Source organism: Pseudomonas sp. FG98 (assembly GCF_057808595.1).
Genome location: NZ_JBMDIJ010000011.1, coordinates 1 through 23,761, shown reverse-complemented (window position 1 = coordinate 23,761; position 23,761 = coordinate 1). Strand labels below are relative to the sequence as shown.

General features: G+C 56.9%; 24 protein-coding genes and 2 pseudogenes. 20 read left to right on the top strand and 6 right to left on the bottom strand.

Annotated elements, in window-relative coordinates:
• Positions 1-599 precede the first annotated feature (599 nt).
• Complete coding sequence (locus ACODSK_RS10305; protein WP_148270903.1) at positions 600-1,115, top strand: hypothetical protein; 516 nt, start codon at positions 600-602, stop codon at positions 1,113-1,115.
• A gap of 7 nt (positions 1,116-1,122) precedes the next feature.
• Here the strand turns inward: ACODSK_RS10305 and ACODSK_RS10300 are convergent.
• A pseudogene (locus ACODSK_RS10300) lies at positions 1,123-1,197 on the bottom strand (integrase); the annotation flags it as partial.
• Here ACODSK_RS10300 and ACODSK_RS10295 point away from each other — a divergent pair.
• From ACODSK_RS10295 to ACODSK_RS10245, 11 genes and pseudogenes are all read left to right on the top strand, one after another.
• Positions 1,188-1,496, top strand: a pseudogene (locus ACODSK_RS10295) (transposase); the annotation flags it as partial. The pseudogenes ACODSK_RS10300 and ACODSK_RS10295 sit on opposite strands and share 10 nt — an antisense overlap.
• A gap of 585 nt (positions 1,497-2,081) precedes the next feature.
• Positions 2,082-2,417 (top strand): integrative conjugative element protein, RAQPRD family, encoded by a 336-nt coding sequence (locus ACODSK_RS10290; RefSeq protein WP_012723195.1) that lies wholly within the window; start codon positions 2,082-2,084, stop codon positions 2,415-2,417.
• Entirely contained in the window at positions 2,414-2,653 is a 240-nt protein-coding gene (locus tag ACODSK_RS10285) for a TIGR03758 family integrating conjugative element protein (RefSeq protein ID WP_012723194.1), read from the top strand. Before ACODSK_RS10290 ends, ACODSK_RS10285 begins: the two co-directional genes overlap by 4 nt.
• Positions 2,654-2,670: 17 nt before the next feature.
• The gene (locus ACODSK_RS10280) at positions 2,671-3,042 is read left to right on the top strand and encodes a TIGR03745 family integrating conjugative element membrane protein (RefSeq protein WP_003174125.1); all 372 of its coding nucleotides are present in this window, start codon (positions 2,671-2,673) and stop codon (positions 3,040-3,042) included.
• Positions 3,043-3,049: 7 nt separating this feature from the next.
• Entirely contained in the window at positions 3,050-3,463 is a 414-nt protein-coding gene (locus ACODSK_RS10275) for a TIGR03750 family conjugal transfer protein (protein ID WP_154859934.1), read from the top strand.
• A complete protein-coding gene (locus ACODSK_RS10270; protein WP_489015842.1) occupies positions 3,460-4,101 on the top strand; it encodes a PFL_4703 family integrating conjugative element protein in 642 nt (213 codons plus the stop codon). The genes ACODSK_RS10275 and ACODSK_RS10270 overlap by 4 nt, the downstream gene beginning before the upstream one ends.
• Positions 4,098-4,910 carry a TIGR03749 family integrating conjugative element protein gene (locus ACODSK_RS10265; protein ID WP_489015840.1) on the top strand — a complete coding sequence of 271 codons (813 nt, stop codon included), beginning with the start codon at positions 4,098-4,100 and terminating at the stop codon, positions 4,908-4,910. The genes ACODSK_RS10270 and ACODSK_RS10265 overlap by 4 nt, the downstream gene beginning before the upstream one ends.
• Entirely contained in the window at positions 4,900-6,417 is a 1,518-nt protein-coding gene (locus ACODSK_RS10260) for a TIGR03752 family integrating conjugative element protein (protein ID WP_489015858.1), read from the top strand. Before ACODSK_RS10265 ends, ACODSK_RS10260 begins: the two co-directional genes overlap by 11 nt.
• Complete coding sequence (locus tag ACODSK_RS10255) at positions 6,380-6,796, top strand: TIGR03751 family conjugal transfer lipoprotein (RefSeq protein ID WP_489015839.1); 417 nt, start codon at positions 6,380-6,382, stop codon at positions 6,794-6,796. Before ACODSK_RS10260 ends, ACODSK_RS10255 begins: the two co-directional genes overlap by 38 nt.
• Positions 6,796-9,546: a conjugative transfer ATPase gene (locus ACODSK_RS10250; RefSeq protein ID WP_489015837.1), complete on the top strand. Its 2,751-nt coding sequence runs from the start codon at positions 6,796-6,798 to the stop codon at positions 9,544-9,546. The genes ACODSK_RS10255 and ACODSK_RS10250 overlap by 1 nt, the downstream gene beginning before the upstream one ends.
• Positions 9,547-9,671: 125 nt before the next feature.
• Positions 9,672-9,944: an HU family DNA-binding protein gene (locus ACODSK_RS10245; RefSeq protein WP_154847243.1), complete on the top strand. Its 273-nt coding sequence runs from the start codon at positions 9,672-9,674 to the stop codon at positions 9,942-9,944.
• 129 nt (positions 9,945-10,073) lie between these two features.
• Here the strand turns inward: ACODSK_RS10245 and ACODSK_RS10240 are convergent, their stop codons facing one another.
• Positions 10,074-10,343 carry a LasR-specific antiactivator QslA gene (locus ACODSK_RS10240; protein ID WP_154847242.1) on the bottom strand — a complete coding sequence of 90 codons (270 nt, stop codon included), beginning with the start codon at positions 10,341-10,343 and terminating at the stop codon, positions 10,074-10,076.
• Positions 10,344-10,512: 169 nt separating this feature from the next.
• Between ACODSK_RS10240 and ACODSK_RS10235 the strand changes: the two genes are divergently transcribed.
• The 5 genes from ACODSK_RS10235 (at position 10,513) to ACODSK_RS10215 (ending at position 15,090) form a co-directional block, all read left to right on the top strand.
• Positions 10,513-10,767, top strand: a complete 255-nt coding sequence (locus ACODSK_RS10235; RefSeq protein WP_154847241.1) for a helix-turn-helix domain-containing protein — start codon at positions 10,513-10,515, stop codon at positions 10,765-10,767.
• A gap of 108 nt (positions 10,768-10,875) precedes the next feature.
• Positions 10,876-11,832, top strand: coding sequence for a TIGR03756 family integrating conjugative element protein (locus tag ACODSK_RS10230; RefSeq protein WP_489015835.1), 957 nt, complete (start codon positions 10,876-10,878; stop codon positions 11,830-11,832).
• A complete protein-coding gene (locus ACODSK_RS10225; protein WP_489015833.1) occupies positions 11,829-13,211 on the top strand; it encodes an integrating conjugative element protein in 1,383 nt (460 codons plus the stop codon). The genes ACODSK_RS10230 and ACODSK_RS10225 overlap by 4 nt, the downstream gene beginning before the upstream one ends.
• A 3-nt stretch (positions 13,212-13,214) precedes the next feature.
• Positions 13,215-13,523 carry a hypothetical protein gene (locus ACODSK_RS10220; protein ID WP_489015831.1) on the top strand — a complete coding sequence of 103 codons (309 nt, stop codon included), beginning with the start codon at positions 13,215-13,217 and terminating at the stop codon, positions 13,521-13,523.
• A gap of 10 nt (positions 13,524-13,533) precedes the next feature.
• Positions 13,534-15,090 (top strand): conjugal transfer protein TraG N-terminal domain-containing protein, encoded by a 1,557-nt coding sequence (locus ACODSK_RS10215; RefSeq protein ID WP_489015829.1) that lies wholly within the window; start codon positions 13,534-13,536, stop codon positions 15,088-15,090.
• Between the two features lie 8 nt (positions 15,091-15,098).
• Here ACODSK_RS10215 and ACODSK_RS10210 read toward each other — a convergent pair whose 3' ends face one another.
• Positions 15,099-15,464, bottom strand: a complete 366-nt coding sequence (locus tag ACODSK_RS10210; RefSeq protein WP_489015827.1) for a DUF3742 family protein — start codon at positions 15,462-15,464, stop codon at positions 15,099-15,101.
• Between the two features lie 456 nt (positions 15,465-15,920).
• Between ACODSK_RS10210 and ACODSK_RS10205 the strand changes: the two genes are divergently transcribed.
• Positions 15,921-16,250 carry a hypothetical protein gene (locus ACODSK_RS10205; RefSeq protein ID WP_489015825.1) on the top strand — a complete coding sequence of 110 codons (330 nt, stop codon included), beginning with the start codon at positions 15,921-15,923 and terminating at the stop codon, positions 16,248-16,250.
• 132 nt (positions 16,251-16,382) lie between these two features.
• A complete protein-coding gene (locus ACODSK_RS10200) occupies positions 16,383-17,324 on the top strand; it encodes an ArdC family protein (RefSeq protein ID WP_489015824.1) in 942 nt (313 codons plus the stop codon).
• 158 nt (positions 17,325-17,482) lie between these two features.
• On the opposite strand, the gene ACODSK_RS10195 is transcribed toward ACODSK_RS10200, so the two are convergent.
• Positions 17,483-17,677, bottom strand: coding sequence for a DUF7740 domain-containing protein (locus ACODSK_RS10195; protein ID WP_489015822.1), 195 nt, complete (start codon positions 17,675-17,677; stop codon positions 17,483-17,485).
• 231 nt (positions 17,678-17,908) lie between these two features.
• Between ACODSK_RS10195 and mobH the strand changes: the two genes are divergently transcribed.
• On the top strand, positions 17,909-19,630 hold the full coding sequence (gene mobH / locus ACODSK_RS10190) for a MobH family relaxase (RefSeq protein WP_489015820.1): 1,722 nt from the start codon (positions 17,909-17,911) through the stop codon (positions 19,628-19,630).
• Positions 19,631-20,188: 558 nt separating this feature from the next.
• Here mobH and ACODSK_RS10185 read toward each other — a convergent pair.
• A complete protein-coding gene (locus ACODSK_RS10185; protein WP_489015818.1) occupies positions 20,189-22,114 on the bottom strand; it encodes a UvrD-helicase domain-containing protein in 1,926 nt (641 codons plus the stop codon).
• Positions 22,111-23,761: ATP-dependent nuclease (locus tag ACODSK_RS10180; RefSeq protein WP_489015816.1), on the bottom strand; the 1,651-nt coding region annotated here is incomplete at its 5' end. The genes ACODSK_RS10180 and ACODSK_RS10185, both read right to left, overlap by 4 nt.

Below are 23,761 nucleotides of genomic sequence, written 5' to 3'. Positions count from 1 at the left end.
CCAAAATGCGGCGCATTCAACTGTTCGAACTCCATACATTATTAATACACGGGCTTACCACAGTACCATTCGAGACCAGGAAGATTGCATCAAGGTCCAGAGAAATTTAATTACGCGGCGTGCCATGTGAACTGCCAACCTACGCATAGGCGCCCTCTAGAAACTTTTATTCATGATTGGTCAGCCTTACCTAATGCGCCGACAACGCATAGCAGTCAAAGGGGCGGCTCCGCCAAGGGGCTGAAAGTATCAACCCTGTACTGACCTGAGATTGGAGCGTGGTTTCATCATCAAGTATTCGGTAGCCAGCAGCGTAACCTGCCAATGCTGTCGGGTGCTGTTCGCCGTGACGCGAGCCACCGTCTTCACGCTACAATCTTTTTTTAGTCCACGCATAGACCCCATTCAGTCCTTTATTCGTACGCGACTCACGGAAATACAATCGGACGTCGTCGACGCCCCCTATGTCGGGCACGAGCAAACTAGTTCTGTTCAATGGCCAAATCGCAAACGTAGAACATTCCCTTAAATTTGAATCCGCCTTTCTGAACTGAACCATTGTCTCGGGGCACTAGGTGCAGATAAATCAGCTCCTCCGTTTGAGTATTGGCCTCAATTCGGCCATTTTTCAGTGCCCAGCCCTATATACCCATCTGCGTTGGCTCGACCTGATCAGCAATCATCTCTTTAGTGAGTTGAGCTGGCTGGCGGTTGTGGTTATTTTGATGAAGAATCCCATGTACAACGATCTTCGTAAATTCGTATATGGACTCCTCCTCGTTACAAACCTCCTTTGCTTTGGCGCCCGTGCCGACTGCACATATTCGGCCTCTTACTACGGCATCGTTTTGATGCAGGGCCATGATGGGCTATTCGCGCGTCGGCTCCCAATCGCTTTTACGTGCTTTACGCACCTGGACATTAAGGGTTTTGCCGACGCCGGTTCGACCGGTTTGCCATTGCTCGAGTTGCTTCGCAATCGAGGTGTGTGGGGCTTCTCCCGGATGAATGGGTCAGGCCGCTGCCCGATCCAGTTGGTAATCAGTGCCGTTGTGCAGCATCGCCCAAGCCATGCGTGCAGTTTTGTTGGCCAATGGTTGTCACCCATGCTTTGACTATTCAAGCGTATTGCCTGGTGGATAGATGGTCTGAGTTGTGCAACCGGGTCGGAAACAAGAAGTCCTCGCTGCGTAGCCTGTCCGACGAAATCCAAGTGCTGCCCGAACACTGCGTTTCGCAGGCTCGCTCGCAGCGGCCATGAAGCCGCTCGTGATGTGGCTCGGCGCATCGCAGCGACGGCGCAATACGTGCGCTCTCGCCACGAACGTAAAAAGGTCGAAATGTTGTTTGCCCACCTCAAGCGCATCCTGAAACTTAATCGCTTGCAACTACGTGGCATGAGTGGCGCGACTGATGAATTCTCCCTGGCCGCTGCGGCACAGAACCTGCGACGGCTGGCCAAATTTACATCTCAATGGCCACCGGTCACGGGATAGGTGCGTCTGCACCAAGCAAAAAACCTCAAACCAACCCAATAACAGAGCAGCAAAGGTCAACGAAGAGCCGAGAAACCACTCAACGTGGTGAGTAGTTTCTCCAGTGGTTGGCGTGCCTGAGCTCAGGCGAGCTGAAAATCCGAGTTTTTCAACAGAATCGGCCGATTTCTGCCTATCGCGACCGGCGGAAAACGATCGAGGTAGTGTGAAAACGTTCTAAGGGCAAGTTTGACAGTCAGGACTGGAACGAAAGTCGCGTTCCCACGAAAATTTTAGGTCTGCGGATTAACCAGACGCTGGCAGATTTCACGTAGCAACGCAGACTACAAACCGGTGTATGCGTTTTCACACAGCCTGAGCCACGCGATCATCATCTTTCGTTACCCGTTCGACGAAGCTCATTGAGAAGAGTGGAGTCGCCCAAAATCCCCAACCATTTTTCACCAAAGGCTGAAGGGCCACATAGCTGCAAGTAAACATCTCCAGCGCTCCCCCAGAAAAAGCGATCCACCGTCACTCGCTTTTCTTACTGAACAACCCCTCTATTAGCTCAATTCTGACCCCATATTCACATGGGGCAGAATCATGCCGACTACCGCCTTTCGCTGCTGGTTACTGCTCTCACTGGCCATCGTCCATAGCAGCGTCTACGCCGCCTCCGCTCAAGAACAGGATCAGCTCAGTCTGATCCTGCAGCAACTCGACACGATCGAACACCTTGCCACGCGTGCCGAGGAAGCCAGCACATCTGCCCCCAACGAACGTTATCGCTTCGACTACCCCCGCCTGGCTCAGGATCTCCAGCGCATCCGCCAAGGGATACAGGGGTACCTGTCCCCCTCCCGCGCTCAACCCCGCGATACCGATGAACTAGCGGGCGATTACCGCGTTGACGCTCCGCACGCGGAGCCCTCGCCATGAGCATGACTGACGCCCAAACCTCAGCGTTCCAAAACGCATCCGGTTTCTCACCGCAGAGCAGTTCGACGCTCTGGCTATCCCTGGTGCTCGTTCTGGCGTTGCTTTGGTGCGCCTGGGTGATGTGGACGGCTTACCGGGGATGGGCGACAGGCAGTGTGCGCTTCGGCGCGTTTGGCGGCAGCGCCGCGCGCGTGCTGCTCGCATTGTTGGTCCTGATGTTCTTCACCCTGTCCTAACCCAGGAGATCGCCGTCATGCTCAAGTGCCTTGTCCCCCTGAAAAACAACCTGCGTGATCGTGCCAGTCAGCGCCTGATCGGTCTGCTGTTGGTACTCGGTCCAAGCCTGGCTTTTGCCGAACTCCCGACCATGGAAGCTCCTTCACGTGGTGAAGGTTCCGGATTGATCGAGACGATCAAAAACTACGCCTACGACGGCGGTATCCTGCTCGGCTTACTGATCGCCCTGCTCGCTTTTTTGGGCGTGGCGTGGCATTCCCTGACCGTGTATGCCGACGTGCAGAACCAGCGCAAGACCTGGAAAGACCTCGGCGCGGTGGTTGGCATCGGCGCCCTGCTGGTGGTGATCATCATCTGGTTCCTGACCAAGGCCGCCGCGATTTTGTGAGGTTGGCATGAACGACACTATCGAACGTCTTGCCGACGGCACCTTGGTCTTTCTGCCGGAGCGACTCAACCGTGATCCCGCCGTGTTGCGCGGCTTGACCAATGATGAGATGTGGGTAGCGCTCGGCACCGGCGCCGTCATTGGTCTGCTGTCAGGCGTTCCTCTGGCGATCACCACTGCCTCCATTGCAGTGGCGCCGACCGGCATGATCGCGGGCATGACGGTGGTGCTATCGGCCGGTGGCACGCTACTGCGGCGGGCCAAACGAGCCCGCCCCGAGACCTGGCTGTACCGCAAGCTCGAATGGGTACTGGCCAGCCGTTGGCGCCTGGGGCGCGGCAGTCTGATCCTCCACTCCGGCGCCTGGACGGTTCGCCGTTCGCGTCGACTGCGTCCTGCCCTGTCCCGGTGGCAGCCATGAGCCGATTTCGGAACAAGGTCGATGCCCAACAGGCCCATATCTTCAGCCTGCGTCTGGCGGTAGTGATCCTTGCCCTGGTCTGTGCCGGGCTCTGGTACGGCTGGCGCTCAGCGCCGACCGATTTGACCGTGCATGTCCCCCCGGATCTGCGCTCGGGCAGTACGCGCAAGTGGTGGGATATCCCCTCGGAGAATGTCTATGCCTTCGCCCTGTACATCTTTGGCCAACTCAACCGCTGGCCTTCAGATGGCGAACAGGACTACCGCCGCGCGATCTACAGCTTGCAGTCCTACCTGACACCCGCCTGCAAGGCCTTCCTCGACGGCGACTACGAATACCGCAAGGCCGCCGGTGAACTCCACCAGCGGGTGCGTGGCGTCTACGAAATTCTGGGCCGAGGATACAGCGAAGATCCGGAACTCAGGGTCAAGCAACTCGATCGCGATAGCTGGCTGGTCAAGCTCGATCTCAATGCCGATGAATATTACGCCGCCGAACCGGTGAAACGGGTGGTGGTGCGTTATCCATTGCGCGTGGTGCGTTTTGATCTGGACCCCGAACGCAATAAATGGGGGCTGGCACTGGATTGTTATCAGGGCACGCCGCAAAAAATCTCCCTGCCTGGAGGTGAGCCATGAAGCGGATTTCTACCCTGGGACTCACCGTCGCACTGATGCTATGGGGAGCTGCAGCGCAGGCCGTCGAACTGATGCACTGGGAGCGCCTCCCCCTCGCGGTCCCATTGGTGATCAATCAAGAGCGGGTGGTCTTTGTCGATGAGGATGTTCGAGTCGGTGTGCCCTCAACCCTGACAGGCAAGCTGCGCGTGCAATCTACCGGCGGAACGCTGTACCTGCGCGCGTCGGAAGCCATTGCTCCGACCCGACTGCAATTGCAATCGGTCGCGACGGGCGAGATCATCCTGCTGGATATCGCGGCCACGCCTGGTGATCAACCGCTGGAGCCCGTGCGTATCCTTAAGAACGCTCAGGCGCAGTCTGCCGAGGCTGAATCGAGCACCGTCCCTGTTCCAGAACGTACACCGATCCCGGTCGCGTTGACGCGCTACGCCGCACAAAGCCTGTACGCGCCGCTGCGCACCGTGGAGTCCCTGCCCGGCGTACGCCGCGTACCGCTCAAGCTACGCACCGAACTGCCAACCCTGCTGCCGACCGAAAACGTGTCCAGCACGCCCATCGCCGCCTGGCGACTCGGTGATTACTGGGTAACGGCGGTGAAGTTGCGCAATCGTGGTTCAGAGACGATGCAACTCGATCCTCGTCGGCTTCAGGCCAAGCTGTTCGCTGCGGCCTTCCAACATGCTTTCCTCGGGCCTGTCGGCAGTGCTGAAGACACCACGATCGCCTACCTCGTCACCCGCGGTGCCGGCCTCGAACAAGCCGTGCTACTCCCGCCCGTTGCGCGAGGTGCTGATGATGAAGGCTAACGCATTGCTCAAATGGCTGGTACCGGCGGCGCTACTGGCCGTGGTGTTGATCATCCTGAAAACTTGGGTCGCGGGTGGTAGCACGCCCTCTCCACAGAACCCAGTTGATCAGGGCAACATTCAGTTATCCGCCGAGCAAGCCAAGTCGCTCGGCATTGCTGGCGATACCCCACGCGACACGGTCGCCACCCTGGTCGGGCAGGTGAAGGCCATGCGCAGCGACATGCTCGGTTTGAAGAAACACAACGATTCGCTGCAGACGGAGAACAACCGCCTGCGCGAACGGGAGAGCAGTGTCGATTCGCGTATCCAGACGGCGCTTGGCAGCGTGACCCAGCAGGTCGACGAAGGCCGTCGACAAGCCAACGAGGCCCGACTCAAAGCAGAACAAGACAGTCGTCAGGCTCGCGGTCTGCTGACGCAATTGCAGGACCAGTTGTCGGAGCTGACCGGCAAAGGCAAGGATATGCCAATCGGATTGGGGCTCGAGCCTGGCGACGCTGCTCAGTTTGACGGACAGCATCCTGCCAATGATGCGCTGCAGTGGATTGAGCCCTCCGATGCTCTGTCCACCGAGGCCCAGGGCAAAACCAAGACCGCGTCCGCCCTGAGTCTGCCTACTGCTTTCAACTCACTGGGGGGGGTTAAGGACAATGCCATCGACCGCAGCCAGAAACAGTTACGCGAGGTCACCAAGGGTGAACCTGACCTGACACGCTCGGCTGATCGTATCGAAGGCGCGAAGCCGGTCTACACCATCCCCGAAAACGCGACATTGATGGGCTCGGTCGCCATGACCGCGCTGATCGGCCGAGTCCCGGTGGACGGCACAGTGAATGATCCTTATCCCTTCAAGGTACTGGTCGGCCCCGAGAACCTGACGGCCAACGGTATCGACCTACCAGACGTCGCGGGTGCCGTGATGAGCGGCACGGCGTCCGGTGACTGGACCCTGTCCTGCGTACGCGGACAGGTCGAGTCGATCACTTTCGTATTCACAGACGGCACCATCCGCACGGTGCCTCAGCCGAAGGCGGTAGCCAGCCGTAATGCCTCCACCCCCCGGAGCTCGAACAGCGACAAGATCCGCGGCGGACTCGGTTACCTGTCCGATCCGTATGGCATTCCGTGCATTGCCGGCGAGCGCCGCTCGAACGCCCAGCAGTACCTCGGCAGCCAGAGTCTGATCACGGCGGCCGGTGCCGGTGTCGCTGCTCTGCTTGGGGATGAGCAGAACAACAGCAGTGTGATCAGTTCGGGCGGCAGTACGCTCGGGGTCACCAGTAGCACGGGCAATAGCGCACTGAATTCAATTCTCAGTGGTGGGGTCAGCGACATCCGCGAGTGGGTCAACAAACTGTATGGCGAGGCCTTTGCCGCCGTGTACGTGCCACCGGCCGCCCAAGTCGCACTGCACCTCGACCATGAGATCACCATCGACTACGAGCCCAAGGGCCGGAGCGTTCGCCATGAAAAAGACCAAGCTTCTCTACCTGACCTGGATTAGTTTGCTCTGCTGGGTACTGGCGGGGTGCTCCACCGACAAGGACACGCTTCTACCCCATGGCGAGCAGACCATGCTGGACATCTGGAACGGCGCCGGTTCGCAAGGCACTCAGCAGCAACTGCTGGAGGCTCGGCAGCAGTTACGCCGCCCGCTGGCCCAAGCAGAGTTCTCCGCCGCTCTCCACGAGCCGTACACGCGCACAGCGGCGAACGAGATCCGCAACCTGTTCCCTCGCTTGCCCAATCCCGATCTGGTGCTGTACGTGTATCCGCATTTGAGTGGTACCGAGCAGGCACCGGTCCCGGGTTACTCGACCGTCTTTCCGTTCTACCAACGGGTGCAGTACGCATTGCCGGGTGAACGTCAGGAAGACCTGTAGTGCGTAGCTGCGATGCGGGCAAGCGCACTTCTGCGTGGACAGCCTGGCGCAACCCATTGCGCCCTCGTGCCACCTTGACCGATGAAGCCGCACTGTATGCGCACAATCCCAGCTTCACCGATCACCTGCCTTGGGTCGAATACCTCGACACCGAGCAGTGTTTTCTGCTGGATGACAATCGTTCGGTGGGGGCGGTGTTCGAGTTGCTGCCCATTGGCACCGAAGGGCGCGAACCCGATTGGCTGATGGCAGCCCGCGATGCCCTCGAGGATGCTCTGCAGGATAGCTTTGACGAGCTGGATCAAGCGCCGTGGGTGGCGCAGTTTTTCTGCCAGGACGACAACGACTTCACCCCCTACCTGACCCGGCTCACCGATTATATCCAGGACAGCGCGCGAGGCACGGTCTTCACCGAGGCGTATTTGGAGCTCAGCCGCCGTCATCTGAAGACCATCGCCAAGCCCGGTGGTCTGTTTGAGGATAAGGTGGTGACGCGCCTGCCCTGGCGTGGCAATAACCGTCGGGTGCGCCTGGTGGTCTATCGCTGGCTCGAGTCTGGCGATGAGGAGACGGGACTCAGCCCGGTGCAATCCCTGCATCAGGCTTGCGAACGTATTGCGGCTTCGTTGCAGGCCTGCGGGGTGCAATCGACGCGAGTCGATGGCCGAGGTCTGTATGCCTGGCTGCTGCCCTGGTTCAATCCGGCCCCCACGCTCACCGATGAAGCACCCGAGGATTTCTACCGCCGCGTAGCCTATCCGGAGCCGGGCGATGGCGAGTCGCTGGAACTGCCCTTCGATCACGACTTTGCCGAGCGGCTGTTCTTCAACGAACCGCGCTCGGATGTGCAATGCGGACTCTGGTTCTTCGATGATCAGCCCCATCGGGTGATGGTGGTGGACAAACTGCGCCGGGCACCGTCGATTGGTCAACTCACCGGAGAAACCTATAAGGGTGATGCAGTCAATGCGCTGTTCGACCAGTTGCCTGAAGGCACGGTGATGAGCCTGACCTTGGTGGTCAAACCGCAGGATGTACTTGAGGATCAGTTGAACCGCCTGGCGCGCAAAGCCATCGGTGAAAACCTGGCCTCGACCCAGACCCGCCAGGATGTCGAAGAGGCTCGCGCGATCATCGGCCGCCAGCACAAGCTGTACCGCGGCACCCTGGCGTTCTACGTGCGCGGTCACGATGAACAGCAGTTGCACCAGCGCTCGGTCAGCCTGGCCAGCGCGCTGCTGGGTGCGGGGCTGCAACCAGTACGTGAAGGCGACGAGGTCGCCGCCTGCAACAGCTACCTGCGCTGGTTGCCAATGGCGTACAACCCGGCCTGCGACACGCGCAACTGGTACACCCGCCTGATGTTCGCCCAGCACCTGGCGAATCTGGTTCCCGTGTGGGGCCGCAGCACGGGCACCGGCCACCCGGGGATCACCCTGTTCAATCGTGGCGGCTCGCCGTTGAGTTTTGATCCGTTGTCACGTCTGGACCGGGCCATGAACGGTCATCTGCTGTTGTTCGGTCCCACCGGTGCCGGCAAGTCGGCCACCCTGGTCACCCTGCTGATGCAGGTCATGGCCGTGTACCGCCCTCGCCTGTTTATCGTCGAGGCCGGCAACTCATTCGGTTTGCAGGGCGACTACTTCGCGACACAGGGCCTGTCGGTCAACAAGGTCCAATTGAAACCTGGCGCCTCGGTCAGTCTCGCCCCGTTCGCCGATACCTGGCGCCTGGTCGAGCAGCCGGATCAGGTGGCGAGTCTGTCGATCGATGAGCTGGACGATGAGGTGGTTACCAATCGCGAAGACCAGCGCGATGTTCTCGGCGAACTGGAAATCACCGCACGGCTGATGATCACCGGCGGCGAGGCCAAGGAAGAGGCGCGCCTGAGTCGAGCCGATCGCAGCTTGATCCGCGAGTGCATTCTCGATGCGGCGCAGACGTGTGTCGCGGCGGGTCGCCAGGTACTGACCCGCGACGTGCGCGACGCCTTGCTGCGCGTCGCCGCTGACCAATATCTGCCCGAGAAGCGTCGTGAGCGCGCCCAGGAAATGGGCGAATCCATCGACCTGTTTTGCCAAGGTTTCGAGGGTGAACTGTTCGATCGCGAGGGCACGCCTTGGCCCGAGAGCGATGTGACCATTGTCGATCTCGCCACTTACGCTCGCGAAGGCTATGAAGCGCAGATGTCCATCAGCTACATCAGCCTGATGAATACCGTGAACAACCTTGCCGAGCGCGACCAGTACCTGGGCCGACCGATCATCATGGTCACCGACGAGGGCCATATCATCACCAAGAACCCGCTGCTGGCGCCATTCGTGGTCAAGGGCACGAAGATGTGGCGCAAGCTCGGTGCCTGGTTCTGGCTGGCGACGCAAAACCTTGCCGACTTCCCCACGACCGCGCAGACCATGCTCAACATGATCGAATGGTGGATTTGTTTGAACATACCGCCCGCGGAAATCGAAGAAATCGCACGCTTCAAGAAACTCACGCCGGCACAGAAAGCCTTGTTGCTCTCCGCCAGCAAGGAACCGGGCAAATACACCGAGGGGGTCGTGCTGTCGAAGAAACTCGAAACGCTGTTTCGAGCCGTGCCACCCAGCCTCTATCTCGCTCTGGCGATGACGGAGCCCGAGGAAAAAGCCGAACGCTGGACCTTAATGCAGGAATACCAGTGTTCAGAGCTAGAGGCAGCTTTTCGGGTAGCTGCGCGCATTGACCAAGCCCGTGGAATCGGGGCATAGCTACCCGATTTTAAGCCCAAATAGCGTTACATCCGTAGAGGGCTGGAGAGCGGTTTTGTAGTGGATATCGAAGAATTATCTGAGTAGATTACTCGTCAACACCCAGCCAGCGGAAGGAGTCACACATGAATAAAAACGATCTGATCGAGGCCATAGCGAGCTCCGCTGACCTCCCGAAGTCCACTGCCGGGCGCGCACTGGAAGCCCTCACAACCATCATATCCACTTCGTTGCAAAGCGGTGAGAACGTCACCTTGGTTGGTTTTGGCACCTTCGCGGTAAAAGCACGTGCGGCACGCGACGGCCGTAACCCTCAAACTGGGGCCACCATCAAGATCGCAGCGGCCAAGACGCCCAGCTTCAAGGCCGGTAAATCGCTGAAAGATGCGGTGAACTAGACGCTGGTAGCGATTACCCAATACCAACTCTCCGAGCACTGGTATTGGGGCGTCAGCAGCCGAAACGCTTGCTGAACATCGGGAGCCGTTCAAGCCATGTGTATGAACGCGTCTTAAACGTCGTTTTTCTCAGCTTTGATTGGGCTGGGGGGCACTGCTCAGCCGCTGCTGAATCCTCAACAGGAATCCAGCTTCAAAAGCATCTTGGCAGTCACCGACTGGAAAGGTCTTGCGGGTTTGCGCCAACGCCCACCACAGTGGAATCTCGCCGGGCGTATCAAGCCAAGCCTGAGCGCATTGCACGCCACGTTCGATCATCGGGGCAAACTCGCGGCCCCAAGGTGTCAAAAGACTTGGACAACCATCCGCAGCGGGAATTGAAAGGTAGTTTTCGTTCATACGCACCCTGGATTTCTGATTTATTGTTAGACGCTGGGCCCTGCTTCGAAAATCTTAACGAAACCAAATGAACGCTCGATAATAGGCATGAGCATCAAATGGCCTAGATCAATGCCAATGTAGACTATATCCCGTGGATTGAGAGTCCCTCAAGGCGCAATTTGCGCGCATGACTCAAGACTACGAACAGCTTCGTCTGCATCTGTCGGAAAACATCCGCTGGATGAGACGCGTGAAAAACCTGACCCAAGAGCAACTGGCGCTCATGGCCGAGGTGGATCGCACCTACGTCAGTCAGATCGAACGATGCACGGGCAATCCGTCGCTGTTGGTCCTGTGCAAACTCGCCAATATTCTCGAAATCACCACGGATCAGTTACTTACGGAACCCGATATTTTGCGCAGCTTCCTTCACGTCAAATAATAGTCTCACGCCTCACAAAGTCGATACACCCACCTTCATTTTTTCTACTGACAGTCTCCCGCCCGAAACCGAACCTGACCTGGCTATTTACCTAATTGAGCCTGGATCATGCCTGCTGCCTGCTCGTCAATCACGCCCCCAACGCTTCGGCCCTTGGCGCTGAGCATCCTGCTGGCGTGCGGCCCAAGCATGGCGCTGGATACCAGCAGCATCACCGCCTCTGTTCTTTCGCATAATTGCCTCGCCTACAGGGTCGTCGGTATTTGTTTCTGGCTGCTCTGCACGCCCTTCGGCTGCAAGGTCAAAACCTCAACCAAGGTTCGTCATTTCATTCCAGAGCTGGTGGTCTCGAGCTACACCACCACCGGCAACAACCCCTGGACCGAGATGGCCATCCTCTCCACTCCCATCAGCGGTGCGGAAGGTGGCGGCAACCTGATCACCCCGAACACCCACCGCGACAACCTGCCCCGCTTCAAAAACGTTGATGGCATCGGCCACCCCGGTGGCTGGGTCGCCACGCAATTGGCTTCTCAATCCGGCTACGCCTGCGCCAGTGGTGCAATTGCATTCATGCCCTACTACCTGAGTACCCTGGACTCACTGGCCTGGCGTCATGGCATCCCAGAAAGTGTCTACCCCGAGTCGCTCACGCCGGGGATCCGTGAAATCGGTCGTCATGCCTCGGGAAACATGTGGGGCAATGTTTATCCGCGGCAGGGTTTTCTGGTACAGCCCGACGACTTCAAGGCGGCCGCGGTCATGGCGCAACGGGCGGGTGATGTGATTACCCGCAACTGGCAGCCGCATGTGTACTTACCACTCACGCCCACCACCCGCGACGGCTACTGGCCGCCTGGTCCGATCGTTGAAAACGACGCTTCGACCCACAAATGGCAATTGCTCTACCCCCAGGTTCAGCCGACGTGCGCCATCTTCCCCGGCGATCCGTTACAAAGCGCGGATGGCGGCTACGCCTGGTCGCTGTGGCGCCCCTATAGCTGCTGCAAACGTGAAGGACAGACCTTTCTATTCAGCATCGACTTCGAAGGCGGTGCATCATGAACCGGCTTCTCGCGCGCCCCTGGTTGGGCACGATGAGTCTGGTGTTTTACGGACTGCTCGCCATGGCCACGCATGCCCACGCCGCCGAGGGCGATTACCGCCTGGGCACTCAAGGCGAGGTGCTCGACGACCGGGTGATGTACACCATCGGTGGCGGCTCGGCAGTCGGCTCACCGAGTTCGCTCTACCGACCCAGTGGTCTCGGTGTTGGTGGGTCCTGGCGAGCGAACATGATGTGCGGAAACATGAGCCTCACCAATACCTTACAAAACCAGCTGAACGGCGCCACCGAAGGTTTCCAGCAGATCATGGGCAGCGTCGTGCAGAATGCGACCCAGGCGGTGATGTCGTTGCCGGCGTTGATCATTCAGCGCGCCAACCCTGGCCTCTATGAGTTGCTCAGTAACGGGGTGATGCAGGGGCGTATCGACTTCGATCGTTCCAAACTGACCTGCCAGGCCATGGCCGAGAAGATGGCGGACAAGGTCGGTCAGGCCGGCTGGGGTGCGCTGGCCAAGAACCAGGAGATGCAGGGCAATCTGGAGCAAACCGGCGGTGATGCGGTGGCCGCGGTGAAAAACACCGAGGCCCATAATGGCAACAATGGGGTGTCCTGGGTCGGCGGACAGAAGGCTGGAGGTAGCGGGCAGACGCCCATCCGGGTGACCGCCGACGTGGTGCGCGCCGGCTATAACCTGCTGCATAACCGGTCGGTGGATGACAGCACCTCGATCAGTAGCAGCGACTGCTTAGGCGGGGCCATTTGCCAGACCTGGGCCTCGCCCCTAGAGGAATCCGATTGGGCCGTTCGCGTGTTGGGCGAGAGCGAAGTCGCAATCTGCGACACCTGCGAAACCCTGCGTGCGACCGCGGGCAGCGGATTGACGCCGCTGATCCAGGAGGCCTACAGCGAACGCCTCAAAGCCCTGCAAGGGTTGCTGTCTGGCTCTCTGCCGTCTACCCCTGACAACTTGGCGAAAGCCTCCAGCTCAATGCTGCCGGTGACCCGTGGTGTGGTTGAAGCCCTGCGCGACGATCCTGACCAGGATGTTTTGGCACGGCGCCTGGCCAGCGAGACGGCCCTGTCCAGCGTGCTCGACAAGGCACTGCTATTACTGCGCACGCTGCTGGCGGGCAGTCACGAACCGAACGTCGCCTCCGCCGAGCCTGCCCAGACCGCCTTGATGAAAAACATCGATGCTCTGGAGCGCGAAATACGCCTGCTGCAGACCGAACTGCAGGTCCGGCAGATGCTCGCCACCAATACAGCCAGCCTGGTGCTTGATCGACATGCCGGTGGTGCCGATGCTTCGCGCACCGTCGAGCAAGGCGACCCCGAGCCTGGTCGACTCAATGACGCTGACGCCAGGCACAAGTGAGCCATGAAACGCTCACCGCTATTCACTCTGCTTTCAGGTCTAGGGATTGCCGCGGTGATGATCCTGACCGCCGCGTCGGTCGCCTGGATCGGCCGTGCTGCGTTAGGTAGTTTCGAGGCCTGGCAGCAGGCATTCGAATTCGTACGACCTTATCTGCGGTGGTGGCGTGCCCTGCTCTACGGCGCCCTCTTTGCGCTCTGGTGGGACCTGCTTCGGCGCTACCGCCATCAACCACAGGATCGACTGCGCGTACAACGCATCGGGGCAATGGGGTTCGCACTCTTCATCTGCGTCGAGTTCACCCGACTGTGAGGTTGTCACCATGCTCATGAGCACCAACAGCTACCTCGAGTTTTACCTCTCCCTGCTGGCCTGGATCATCAACAACGGCCTCTGGAGCGTCCTGTCCGACACCGGGCTGTTCGCCGCACCCTTTGGCGCAATCATTTTGCAAGAATGGTTGTCGGCCCGTCAGCAAGGCGCAGATGAAGGCAACAAGGGATTGCTCTCGGTACCGCGGATCGAGAACCGGTTGTGGCTGGCCTACATCGTCGTGTTGTTCGGCTGCGCGCCGGTCTTGCCGTTGAGCCTCGCCTCAATGACGTTCGATGATGCGGCGAGCCAGCGCTGCGGCGTGAGTGTGGCGAAGCCCGCGGAAACCGCCTGGGGGGCGACCTTCAATACCATCGGCGAACGCTCCGCCAACGTGCCGATCTGGTGGTTTCTGGTGCATGCCTTGAGCAAAGGGGTAACCGCGGCGGCCACCGCGTCCATCCCCTGCGCACCGGATATCCGGCAGATGCGCATGGAGATCGACAGCTCGCGCATCGACAGTCAGGTGCTGCTGCAGGAAGTCGCCGACTTCACTCGCGATTGCTATGGCTATTCCCGTTCTCGGCTATTCACCAACCGTCCGCAGCTGGACAAGGCACAAAGTCACGACGCGTCCTGGATCGGCTCAAGCTACTTTCTCGACACACCCGGCTACTACGATACGGATCGCTCACGCACACCGCGAGTCAGTTGGCCGTATGACGACAACCGCGATGTGTCCTTGCCGCGACTGGAGAATGGTGCGGGCTACCCCACCTGTAAGCAATGGTGGATCGACAGCGATGTCGGCTTGCGCGAGCGCCTGATCCAGCAAGTCGATCCTTCGCTGCTGACTCAGCTGAAAGGTTGGTTGACTGGCCGTTCGAGCAACGAGATCGAGGATGCCACCCTGCGCGAACTGGTCAGCCCGCGCCAGCAATCGATGTCCATGTCGCCCGGACAGGTGTACCAGGACTATGGCTCCAGTGCTCGCGGCGGGTCGATCAATCAGGGGCTCAATAACCTGGCCACCAACACCGGGTTGGCCCTCGGTTCCTTCAGCAACTTCCCGGCGATGAATGCGCTACGCGCAGCGCTGCCGATGGTGCAGGCCTTCCTGATCATGGGCGTCATCATCAGCTTGCCGCTGATTCTGCTAGTCAGTACCTACCAGTTGAAGACCATCATGACGGTGACGTTCGCGCTGTTCACGCTGCACATGCTGAGCTTCTGGTGGGAACTGGCCCGCTGGGTCGACTCCAGCATGCTCGACACCTTATACAACCAAGTGTCGGCGTCCAATCAGGTACTGTTATCGCTGCCCACATCCGGGTTTATGGATGGAACCGTCACGGCGCAGGTGATTGAGTATGTGATGGGGGCGATGTTCATCGTGCTGCCGATGGTTTTTCTAGCCACCATGAGTTGGGCCGGATATAGCGTAGGTTCAGGCGTAGAAGGAATGCTCAGCAGGGGAACCCACGCAGCACAGACAGCGAGCTCTAACGGAACCTCTCAGTTGATGAGCGGTGCAAAAATTGTTTCGGGTAAATCGAACTCAAAGTAACCGAGAGACTACTTCAGAGAACCCCATTTATCGTACCGCTCAGGCCAAGATGCTCTATGCATTGGATCATCGAGATCGTCAATACCTGGAGTGTCTGAATCTTTAATTGGGATAGCTGCTAATACAACGAATGTGCACATCAGCACAAACAACCAGAAGCTAACAAAAAGAAATACTCCGAGCAGAGCCAACTTGGTAGTCAGAAAACTCCCGCGAACAAGAAGTTTACCTGCGGGCATTCCTGCCGTCTCCGCACGCTCGATCACGCGGGATTCAAACGTTTTCAACCTACGGTAACCACGCTTCATCGACATACCACAGGCGTACGCCCAGCGATGGGCACGTGAACTCTGAACAAGCTGCTGAGTCGGCATGGTCTCGCCCTCTTCTGAGCGTTTTCATGGTTGAGACAAGAGTAATAGCCTACTACTGAAAACGGCCCGTGCCTGACCGCTTATCAGTTTTTCCGGCCAAAAAAACTTCGTTGGAAGCCAGAAGACAAGCCCCATGAAACGGCGTCTCTACAGTGATTGACCCATATATATCGTCCGGCTAAATAGTAGGTACGGATCGCTGTTATCGACAGCACCCTGCCCAGATAGTCAGGACCTTCAAGACTATGTCACCTCGGTGACGGTTCTCCCCAAGTGCGATTAGCGTTCGGTAGCTCTCACGGTCACCGTTTCTACGGTGATGAACGCCTACTGCTCTCTTGAGCGCCTTTCGAGCGCTGCTCGCCAGGCAAATCCTCTTGTTTTTCTTCAACCCGCTACGGGGAAATCTTTCCCCGTATGGGACAGGTTTCTTCGCGTTTTCAACGGAGACATACCATGTCCGACTCACTTACACCGGAAACACTGAACACCATTCGGTTGCCTATCGTGTTCACCCCTGGCGCGTGGCAACGCGCAGTACTGCTCGAACACTCCGATCACGCTGAGCCGCTGCAGATCGATCGGTTGAGCCACGTACTGCGCACGGCCCTCGAAGCCCACCTGGCCTCTCCACACAAGCCATACGTGGTATTCGAGGTAGCCCCCATTCAACCAACCGCTCAGGTAGGCCACGACCCGTTGCTGCAATTGAGTCTCAGCCTGCTCCAAGAGCCGGGTCAGCCGGACGCCTTGCTGATAGCGCTTGCAGGTGAACACCAGCGCTAAGCGCAATGGGCGGCACCCGGCACCATACTCGGACGGCATGCAAGACCTGCATCAATCCAACCCATCACCCAACCGGGGAACCCTCCCCCGACGGGCAAGGCGTTCCTCCGTTTTTCTCTCGAGGAAATTGCCATGCGCGATATCTACCAAGACGTGACTGACAAGATCGTTAATGCGTTAGACCAAGGCATTGCCCCCTGGATCAAACCCTGGTCCTCAAGTGGCTCAGTTGACGTCGGTCATCATCAACCCTTCCCCATTAACGCCATCACGCGGCGTCCCTATTCGGGGATTAATTTACCGTTGATCTGGGCCGAGGCCAGGTTGCAGGGGTTCACCCAAGATCGTTGGCTGACCTTCAATCAAGCCAAAAAAGCCGGCGGGCACATCCGTAAGGGTGAGCACAGCACCCTGGCAGTGCTCTACAAGCCGATAGAGCGCGAGGAGCAGACCGAGTCAGGCCAACCCGTACTCGATGAAAACGGTCAGCCCAAGGTCGCTCACTTCGGCATTCTCAGAACGCATTTTCTGTTCAACATTGAGCAAACGGAAGGGCTCGAAATGCTCAATGAAACCCTGCTCGAGACGGAACAGAGTGATCCCTTCCAGCCCAACAGCGCTGCGGAAAATCTGCTGTTAAGTTCGGGCGCAAAAATACTTCATCGATCTGCCGACGAAGCCTTTTACCACCCGATCAGGGATCTCATCCAACTGCCGACAAAAGTGCAATTTAACGATGAAGGTGGGTACTACGCCACCGCACTGCACGAGCTGACGCACTGGACCGGGCATCACGCTCGGTTGCAGCGCGAAGGCATGACGTCACCCTGTCCTTTCGGCTCGCCAGGCTACGCATTTGAGGAGTTGATCGCCGAAATGGGCGCCGCGTTTTTATGCGCCTACACCGGTATACAGGGAGAGCTGCGCCACGAGAGCTACATCGACTCCTGGCTCGGCCTGCTCAAGGCTGACAAACGTGCGATCTTTCGCGCCAGTGGTCACGCCCGAAGTGCCTCGGAGTATGTACTCAACCTGGAGCAGCAACTGAAGCAGATGGTAATGGATGATTCATGATGCATGGACGATGGAGTTTGATCGTTACCTCACCGCTGCAATCGCATCACAGGGCCCAACGTGAGTTGAGCCCTTTTTTCTGTTTTCAGAAAACAGACGGCATCACGCCGCGGGCGCCTCACGCAAAAAATAGACGGCCAGACGCCAACGTCGAGTTATCACTCATCCAGGTTCTGCGCCAGAAAATCCACCAGATCGAGCGGACTTCGGCTGTCGATCACCTTGTAGATCAGATCGCGTTTGCTGCGCGGCAGCTTCTTGACCACGCTCTTCGCCGAGGCCCTGACGGCGTCGTCGGTCCCATGGATACGTGCCGCGAGCAGCAGCACCAACGTGGCACCAGTGAGGTTCATGGGCATACCCAATAAAATTCGCACTGCAGTGTACCGACACTTTCCTTTTTCGCGCCAGCACGCGCATCCAATAAACCGGCACCAGGATAAATCGATATTCCGATTGCCGCACAAAAGGGACACATGGCAAAAGGACCGGAAAGGGGTGGAAGGGGAATGGGAACTCAAGGGTAAGAGCCCTATCCGAAAAGGCTAAAAGGCCACTGACCCCACCACTTCCCGGAGGTCACGATGCTCAGTCTGTTTCGCCCCAAAAGGCAGAATCCCCCGTCGCCGACCGTGAGCGTCGCCGAAGGTTACCTGCCCATCGAGTCGGCCCAAAATTTGTTAGCCGCGGAGCACCGTCGTCAGTTACTCGATCGCATCTGGCAATACACCGCCCTCTCCCACGCCCAATTCACCCAGCTCTACTTAAATCCGATCCATCGCTACGCCGAACAGGTCCAGCAACTCCCGGCCAGCGAGACACACCACCATGCGTATCTCGGCGGCATGCTCGACCATGGCCTGGAGCTGGTCGCTTGCAGTTTGAAACTGCGTCAGTCGTATCTGCTGCCCACCGGCGCCGCGCCCGAAGACCAAGCCGCCCAGACCGATGCCTGGTCGGCTGGCATCGCCTATGGCGCCCTGCTGCATGACATCGGCAAGATCGCCGTGGACCTGCAGGTCGAGCGTCGGGATGGCCGTATTTGGCATCCTTGGCACGGTCCCCTGGATCAGCCCTACCGCTTTCGCTATGTCAAAGGTCGCGACTATCACCTGCACGGCGCCGCTGCAGGTTTGCTCTACACCCAGATTCTCGACCGTCCGATCTTCGATTGGCTTAGTGGATTTCCGTCGCTGTGGGCCAGTCTGCTGTATGTCCTGGCGGGCCAGTACGAACGTGCCGGCGTGCTCGGTGAGTTGGTGATGCAGGCCGACCGTGTTTCCACCGCACAGAACATCGGTGGTAACCCGAGCAAGGCGCTGCAAGCGCCGATTCATTCGCTGCAACATCACTTGATCAGCGGACTACGTCATCTGGTTCAGCACGAGCTGAAACTCAACCAGCCGGGTGCCGCGGGATGGCTGACCCAGGACGCACTCTGGCTGGTCAGCAAGACGGTCACAGACAAGCTACGAGCCTACCTGCTGTCACAAGCGATAGAGGGCATTCCCTCCTCCAACCTCGCGGTGTTCGATGAACTCCAATCGCATGGATTGGTTGAGTCCACGCCGGAAGGCAAAGCCATCTGGACTGCGCTTGTGGCACAGGCAGACTGGCAGCAGAGCTTTACCTTTCTGCGCCTTCAACCCGCACTGATTTGGGGGAACGAAGACCGGCCCGAGGCTTTCAGTGGAACGGTGAGCATGGCAGCCGATGGCCACTCGATTGACGCTCCGGTGTCACTGCCGGCCTCCAAGGTAGTCAGTACAAGATCAACTCAAACCACATCGCAACCCGAATCACTGGCGATTGAAGATGCCGATTACCTCGAAACGTTACTGGACATGTTCGAATTGGTCGAGCCCGGGATCAGTGAAGCACCGTCAGAAAGCGCTCTCGAAATCTCAAATCCCCCTTCGGATTGCCCTGGCCAGGCATTCCTGAATTGGGTCAAGGAAGGCATCCAAAGCCACAAGCTGATCATCAATGACAGCAAGGCCAAAATTCATACCGTGAACGGTGCCATGTTTCTGGTGACGCCTGGCATCTTCCAACGCTATGTTCAAGAGTTTCCTGGTATCACCAACGGTGCCAACGAAAGCAGTGAGCAATGGCGTTGGGTGCAGAGGCAATTCGAGAAATTGAAGGTCCACAGAAAGCGTGACGACGACCTGAATATTTGGACCTGCCAAGTCAAAGGCCCCCGTAAGCACTCTAAAATTCAGGGGTATCTACTCATCACCTCTTCTCCGCTATTTGAAGACTTACCGCCAGACAACCCATTTCTCACCCTGAAAACTGCATAGCTCAAAGGCGCAGAAGCCTTCACTGCTGTAATAAAACCAGACTTTTAACAGTTAAAACCGGTCGCACTTCGGTTAACACCAACGGCCCATGGACAATCAGGAAAAATCCAAAATATATTCATATTTCATCCCGGAGTTAACACTCTGCACGGAGTGCGCCAGCGCCCAAGATTGAAAATTAGCTTTATCCAGAATTCGGCTCAGCCTTTTCAAATTCTGAATCTGATGTGTGTTCATAGAATTCTTGATGTCAGGTATCTGTGCAATATGAATTCTATTCAAACAAAAAAATTTTCCGAGCAGATCAACTATAACGTACGAGATTTGAGTTAGACCACATTCATGGGACGTCAGAAACCGCCCAATGCCATTAATCTCATCAAAGTAAAATATACATTCATCACCAACACTTTCTAATTAATGAAAACCACTGCAGAAGCCCTTAAACTGTCGTACAGATTATCTCCCAACAAAGCAATTGCTCCTCTGTTGCTTCGACGACCGTAAGAAAACCGTTAGATCTTTAAACACAAAATCGATTACGATATATAAACCACATCATATCTCCATAACCGTCCATCCACTATTGCTTAGTTTTTCTACACTTTCGGCTGTTGAGCGCTCCTTATTCATGGCTAGACAAAGCAGGTGGCGAGGCCTAGACATGGCCACGTATAGATTTCGATATTGGCCACGCAGTAGCTTGGACATATTCTTTTTTATGGGGACACCACCAAGATTGAGAAGCGCCTCTTCCAAATCAAACCGTCTTGATTGGCCTCCATATGACTCAAGTACCAGGGTCGCAGCGTGCGTCTCTCCTTTGACCGATGCTACCGTTCCAATATCAACACTAAGAACTCGCCCTCCAACACTCACAACACACCTATTATATGAACAATCAACGTCGTTTTCTAACGGCGCGCGCTCAAAAACTTTAAACGCACGAAATTCTTCCCTTGTGAGCCCAACGGGAAGTAACAAAACAAACACATTGTATATAGAATCGACAGCAGCTTCCCACGCAGCGTCATCCATTACGGGCACCACACCAACAACAAGGTTGCGGCACACTTCGCGAACCGGCTTGACATCCACTCCAGCCATGCTTAAACATTTCATAAGCCCCGATGCGTCACGTAAATCACGGGTTATTTCACAAGCGCACTGCCGTAGAGCTAAAAACATCACTCGTTTTACTTTACGCGCTCGCTCCTCAAGATTGACCGACATCGGAGCACCGCGAGGATGTGAAAGTAAAATATTATATAGATTATCTTGGCTATTTTTTCCCGCACCTGAAGCTAAATATGGAGGCCAATAGTCACCTAAGTGCCGACCAGCAGCTTTATCACCATCACCCGTCTTCCGGGTACATACAGCCTTAACAGGACCTGAATTCAGGATATGATCCGGCAACAATTCAAGCACTATCTCGCCGAACCGTTCGATAACTTTGGTCGCCTGACTAGTCTCATATAGTAACAGAACCGGACCATAAATCACTTCACTAGGCGTAGCAGTAACTGCCTCTCCGTGTTCCTGAACCGCACGAACCGCAGCTGCAATATGATCAGGAAAACGCTTAGTCGTGGTTACATAAAGGCATTGACTATTGGGAAAAGTTAAATTATCACCGCCCTCCACGGACGTCATAATACGTTGATTACGATCGCCATATCGCTGTACGACAACCTCGTCATTAAAAACACTGCTTAAAAGCTCTTCTTGCCCCCAGCTAGTATCCTGCATTTCATCAATCAGAACTAAAGGGAATCGCGAAGAAATGCGATTTGTAATTCTCGGATGGATGGCTAGTAGCTTAGCAGCAAAAGCGAACATATCATCATGACGAAAAATGCCACGTAAAGTAAGGCGAGCCTTTAGCTTCTCAGCCTGTTGATACGAAGCAGTACCAGGACTTGGAAGAGAACTCCCAGACTCCCACCCTAACTCCAACAATGATCCTTTATAATGAAGCGTAGCTACGGCACCCTGCCCTTGATTGGGATTTCTATTTACCCAAGCTTTTAAGGTGCTGAACGAGCGGTCACCCTGAAGCAGTGAACTAGCTTTAATTGCAAATAAATCATTGTCGACACTCTCAATCGCAATGTCATTGCTCCGCAGGTAGGGCAGTGCTAAAAAGTGATTAACGAAAGCGTGAATCGTACCAAAAAAATGTGGATAACTAAGGAGTCGTGCCCCTAATACCGACTGACTGAGTCTGTTCACGATTTCGTCACGAGCAACGTTCGTATGACTCAGGACACAAATACCCTGGTGGGGATGCGTCCACTTCTGCGACAACAGTAGTAGTTTGGCTGCTAAGAGAGTGGTTTTTCCACTTCCAGGCGCGGCCTGCACGTCTCTACTCGCGAGTTCAAGCAGAACCGCCCGTCTCTCCTCATCCGCAAAGTCTAACTCTGGACACCAGGTTTCTAATTGGTGAAGATCAGCCTCATCAATCGAAAATAATGTCATACGGAAGCGCCTTCAGCAGCAGGCTCTGCCACTATGGGTCCCGAGGTTAGATGCTCAAGCGCTGCACGCAAGTAACTTGGGAGGCTTTGCAGGATCACCATCCCCGTACCAAATCGTCCGGTGAGTAGCAGTCCCGCAGCGTACTCAGCAGCTATTGCCTTAGATGCCTTTTTTTCTTGCAGCGGCTGGTAGATCTGTACTGCCAGTGCCTCATCAGAAGCCGCAGTCGCTTTGATCGCCGGCCATGCCGCTACAGCGGTCGCTAGCGTATCCGCTTCATCCTCCTCGTTGAGCCGCTCATCGCGGCTTTTGGCCTTGACTGCAAGTGCAATCGCGCAGTGCATCATTTCAGCTAAGCCCGAATGCGCGAGGTCATACTCCAAAGTCCAATGGTCAGCTACAAAGACTTTCACATTGGAACTGGTGGGTGTTTCAACGCGCGCGACCTTGCGAGCGACCAGGGCTTTAGCCTCCGCCTCAGTATAATCAGCTTCAAATCTCTTACCGGTCGCTGGTTTGGCCACATAGGTGGCAAGATCAGGAACGATGTCCCGGTCCGTAATACAGGCGACCGGAATCGGTATTTCCTCGCTGGGAACAGCGCGCTGAAAAATCCGAGCATAGTGATAGAGACCAACACTGCCAACGTTGACCACAGAAACTCCAAACTTGGAAAATGACAAACCTGCGGCGGCGGCAATCGCAGGCAGCAATAAAGCCTCCGCGGGCCCTTCGACGATAGCTACCCCTCGAGAGAAAAAGAGATTGGCTTTGGTCGCATCAACGAATCTACGCAGGAATTGATAATCTGATTTACCCAAGCGGGTTTCGCCCACTCTCAGTGGGAAGGTCTTAGCTCTATGGACCAGGATCATTTCATCGATTGCTGATCCAGCCGCAAGCGACGGGCTATGCGTGGTCATGATGACCTGAACAGGCCTTTCGCTGCTGTTGGCGTGTTGCTCCAGCAGATCCATGACCCGCGATTGCAACTGCGGATGCAGGTGAGCTTCCGGCTCCTCGACCAACAACAAGGCAAGCTCTTCGCCATCGCGCAGTAGAACCAACTCGGTGGCCATGAACAGAGCGTTGTTGTAGCCCAGCCCACGGCGATGCCGCCCGACAGACGTTGGATCGCCCGGAGGCAGCAAGGCGAGTTCAAACCGTTCCAGAATCGGCGTCAGGGCCAAGTCACTTGCCAGACGGATTTCGGCGGCAAGCTCATCGCCGGCGAAACTCATACGACCAAGATAGTTTTCGTTGATATCTTTTTGAACAGCCTTGACGACTGAGTGCTCACCAATGTGATGCTGCGCCTGAGCCATCAATCCCACCAGGCTCTCTGGAACACAGGACGGATCCATCGCGTCGAAATCATTCTCGTCCTGGCCATCCATTTGCGTATGCGCAGCCAAAATCTGTGAGAGTCGAGACATGCGTCCCGGTTTCAACTCAGCTTCGGCATCACGCAGAGGACGAAGATAGGTGGCTCTGATGAGCTCCCGGGCTGCGAATCCGATTTCTGGGCCGCTTCCATTGCGACCGGACCGTACAATTGTTTCCACGCGGGTGCGGCGCTTGGCCTGAGCAGGGTAACCGGCCAGCAAACACACCTTTCTGACCCCACCGCCAAAGGCGATGGTGTCC

What these genes read in the sequence shown, in the direction of transcription:
- mobH (WP_489015820.1), top strand. Translation starts at nt 17,909, where the DNA reads ATGCTCAGTCTGTTTCGCCCCAAAAGGCAGAATCCCCCGTCGCCGACC.
- ACODSK_RS10255 (WP_489015839.1), top strand. Translation starts at nt 6,380, where the DNA reads ATGAAAAAGACCAAGCTTCTCTACCTGACCTGGATTAGTTTGCTCTGC.
- ACODSK_RS10240 (WP_154847242.1), bottom strand. Translation starts at nt 10,343, where the DNA reads ATGAACGAAAACTACCTTTCAATTCCCGCTGCGGATGGTTGTCCAAGT.
- ACODSK_RS10230 (WP_489015835.1), top strand. Translation starts at nt 10,876, where the DNA reads ATGCCTGCTGCCTGCTCGTCAATCACGCCCCCAACGCTTCGGCCCTTG.
- ACODSK_RS10245 (WP_154847243.1), top strand. Translation starts at nt 9,672, where the DNA reads ATGAATAAAAACGATCTGATCGAGGCCATAGCGAGCTCCGCTGACCTC.
- ACODSK_RS10195 (WP_489015822.1), bottom strand. Translation starts at nt 17,677, where the DNA reads ATGAACCTCACTGGTGCCACGTTGGTGCTGCTGCTCGCGGCACGTATC.
- ACODSK_RS10225 (WP_489015833.1), top strand. Translation starts at nt 11,829, where the DNA reads ATGAACCGGCTTCTCGCGCGCCCCTGGTTGGGCACGATGAGTCTGGTG.
- ACODSK_RS10290 (WP_012723195.1), top strand. Translation starts at nt 2,082, where the DNA reads ATGCCGACTACCGCCTTTCGCTGCTGGTTACTGCTCTCACTGGCCATC.
- ACODSK_RS10260 (WP_489015858.1), top strand. Translation starts at nt 4,900, where the DNA reads ATGAAGGCTAACGCATTGCTCAAATGGCTGGTACCGGCGGCGCTACTG.
- ACODSK_RS10280 (WP_003174125.1), top strand. Translation starts at nt 2,671, where the DNA reads ATGCTCAAGTGCCTTGTCCCCCTGAAAAACAACCTGCGTGATCGTGCC.
- ACODSK_RS10285 (WP_012723194.1), top strand. Translation starts at nt 2,414, where the DNA reads ATGAGCATGACTGACGCCCAAACCTCAGCGTTCCAAAACGCATCCGGT.
- ACODSK_RS10200 (WP_489015824.1), top strand. Translation starts at nt 16,383, where the DNA reads ATGCGCGATATCTACCAAGACGTGACTGACAAGATCGTTAATGCGTTA.
- ACODSK_RS10270 (WP_489015842.1), top strand. Translation starts at nt 3,460, where the DNA reads ATGAGCCGATTTCGGAACAAGGTCGATGCCCAACAGGCCCATATCTTC.
- ACODSK_RS10265 (WP_489015840.1), top strand. Translation starts at nt 4,098, where the DNA reads ATGAAGCGGATTTCTACCCTGGGACTCACCGTCGCACTGATGCTATGG.
- ACODSK_RS10235 (WP_154847241.1), top strand. Translation starts at nt 10,513, where the DNA reads ATGACTCAAGACTACGAACAGCTTCGTCTGCATCTGTCGGAAAACATC.
- ACODSK_RS10210 (WP_489015827.1), bottom strand. Translation starts at nt 15,464, where the DNA reads ATGCCGACTCAGCAGCTTGTTCAGAGTTCACGTGCCCATCGCTGGGCG.
- ACODSK_RS10185 (WP_489015818.1), bottom strand. Translation starts at nt 22,114, where the DNA reads ATGACATTATTTTCGATTGATGAGGCTGATCTTCACCAATTAGAAACC.
- ACODSK_RS10205 (WP_489015825.1), top strand. Translation starts at nt 15,921, where the DNA reads ATGTCCGACTCACTTACACCGGAAACACTGAACACCATTCGGTTGCCT.
- ACODSK_RS10215 (WP_489015829.1), top strand. Translation starts at nt 13,534, where the DNA reads ATGCTCATGAGCACCAACAGCTACCTCGAGTTTTACCTCTCCCTGCTG.
- ACODSK_RS10275 (WP_154859934.1), top strand. Translation starts at nt 3,050, where the DNA reads ATGAACGACACTATCGAACGTCTTGCCGACGGCACCTTGGTCTTTCTG.
- ACODSK_RS10220 (WP_489015831.1), top strand. Translation starts at nt 13,215, where the DNA reads ATGAAACGCTCACCGCTATTCACTCTGCTTTCAGGTCTAGGGATTGCC.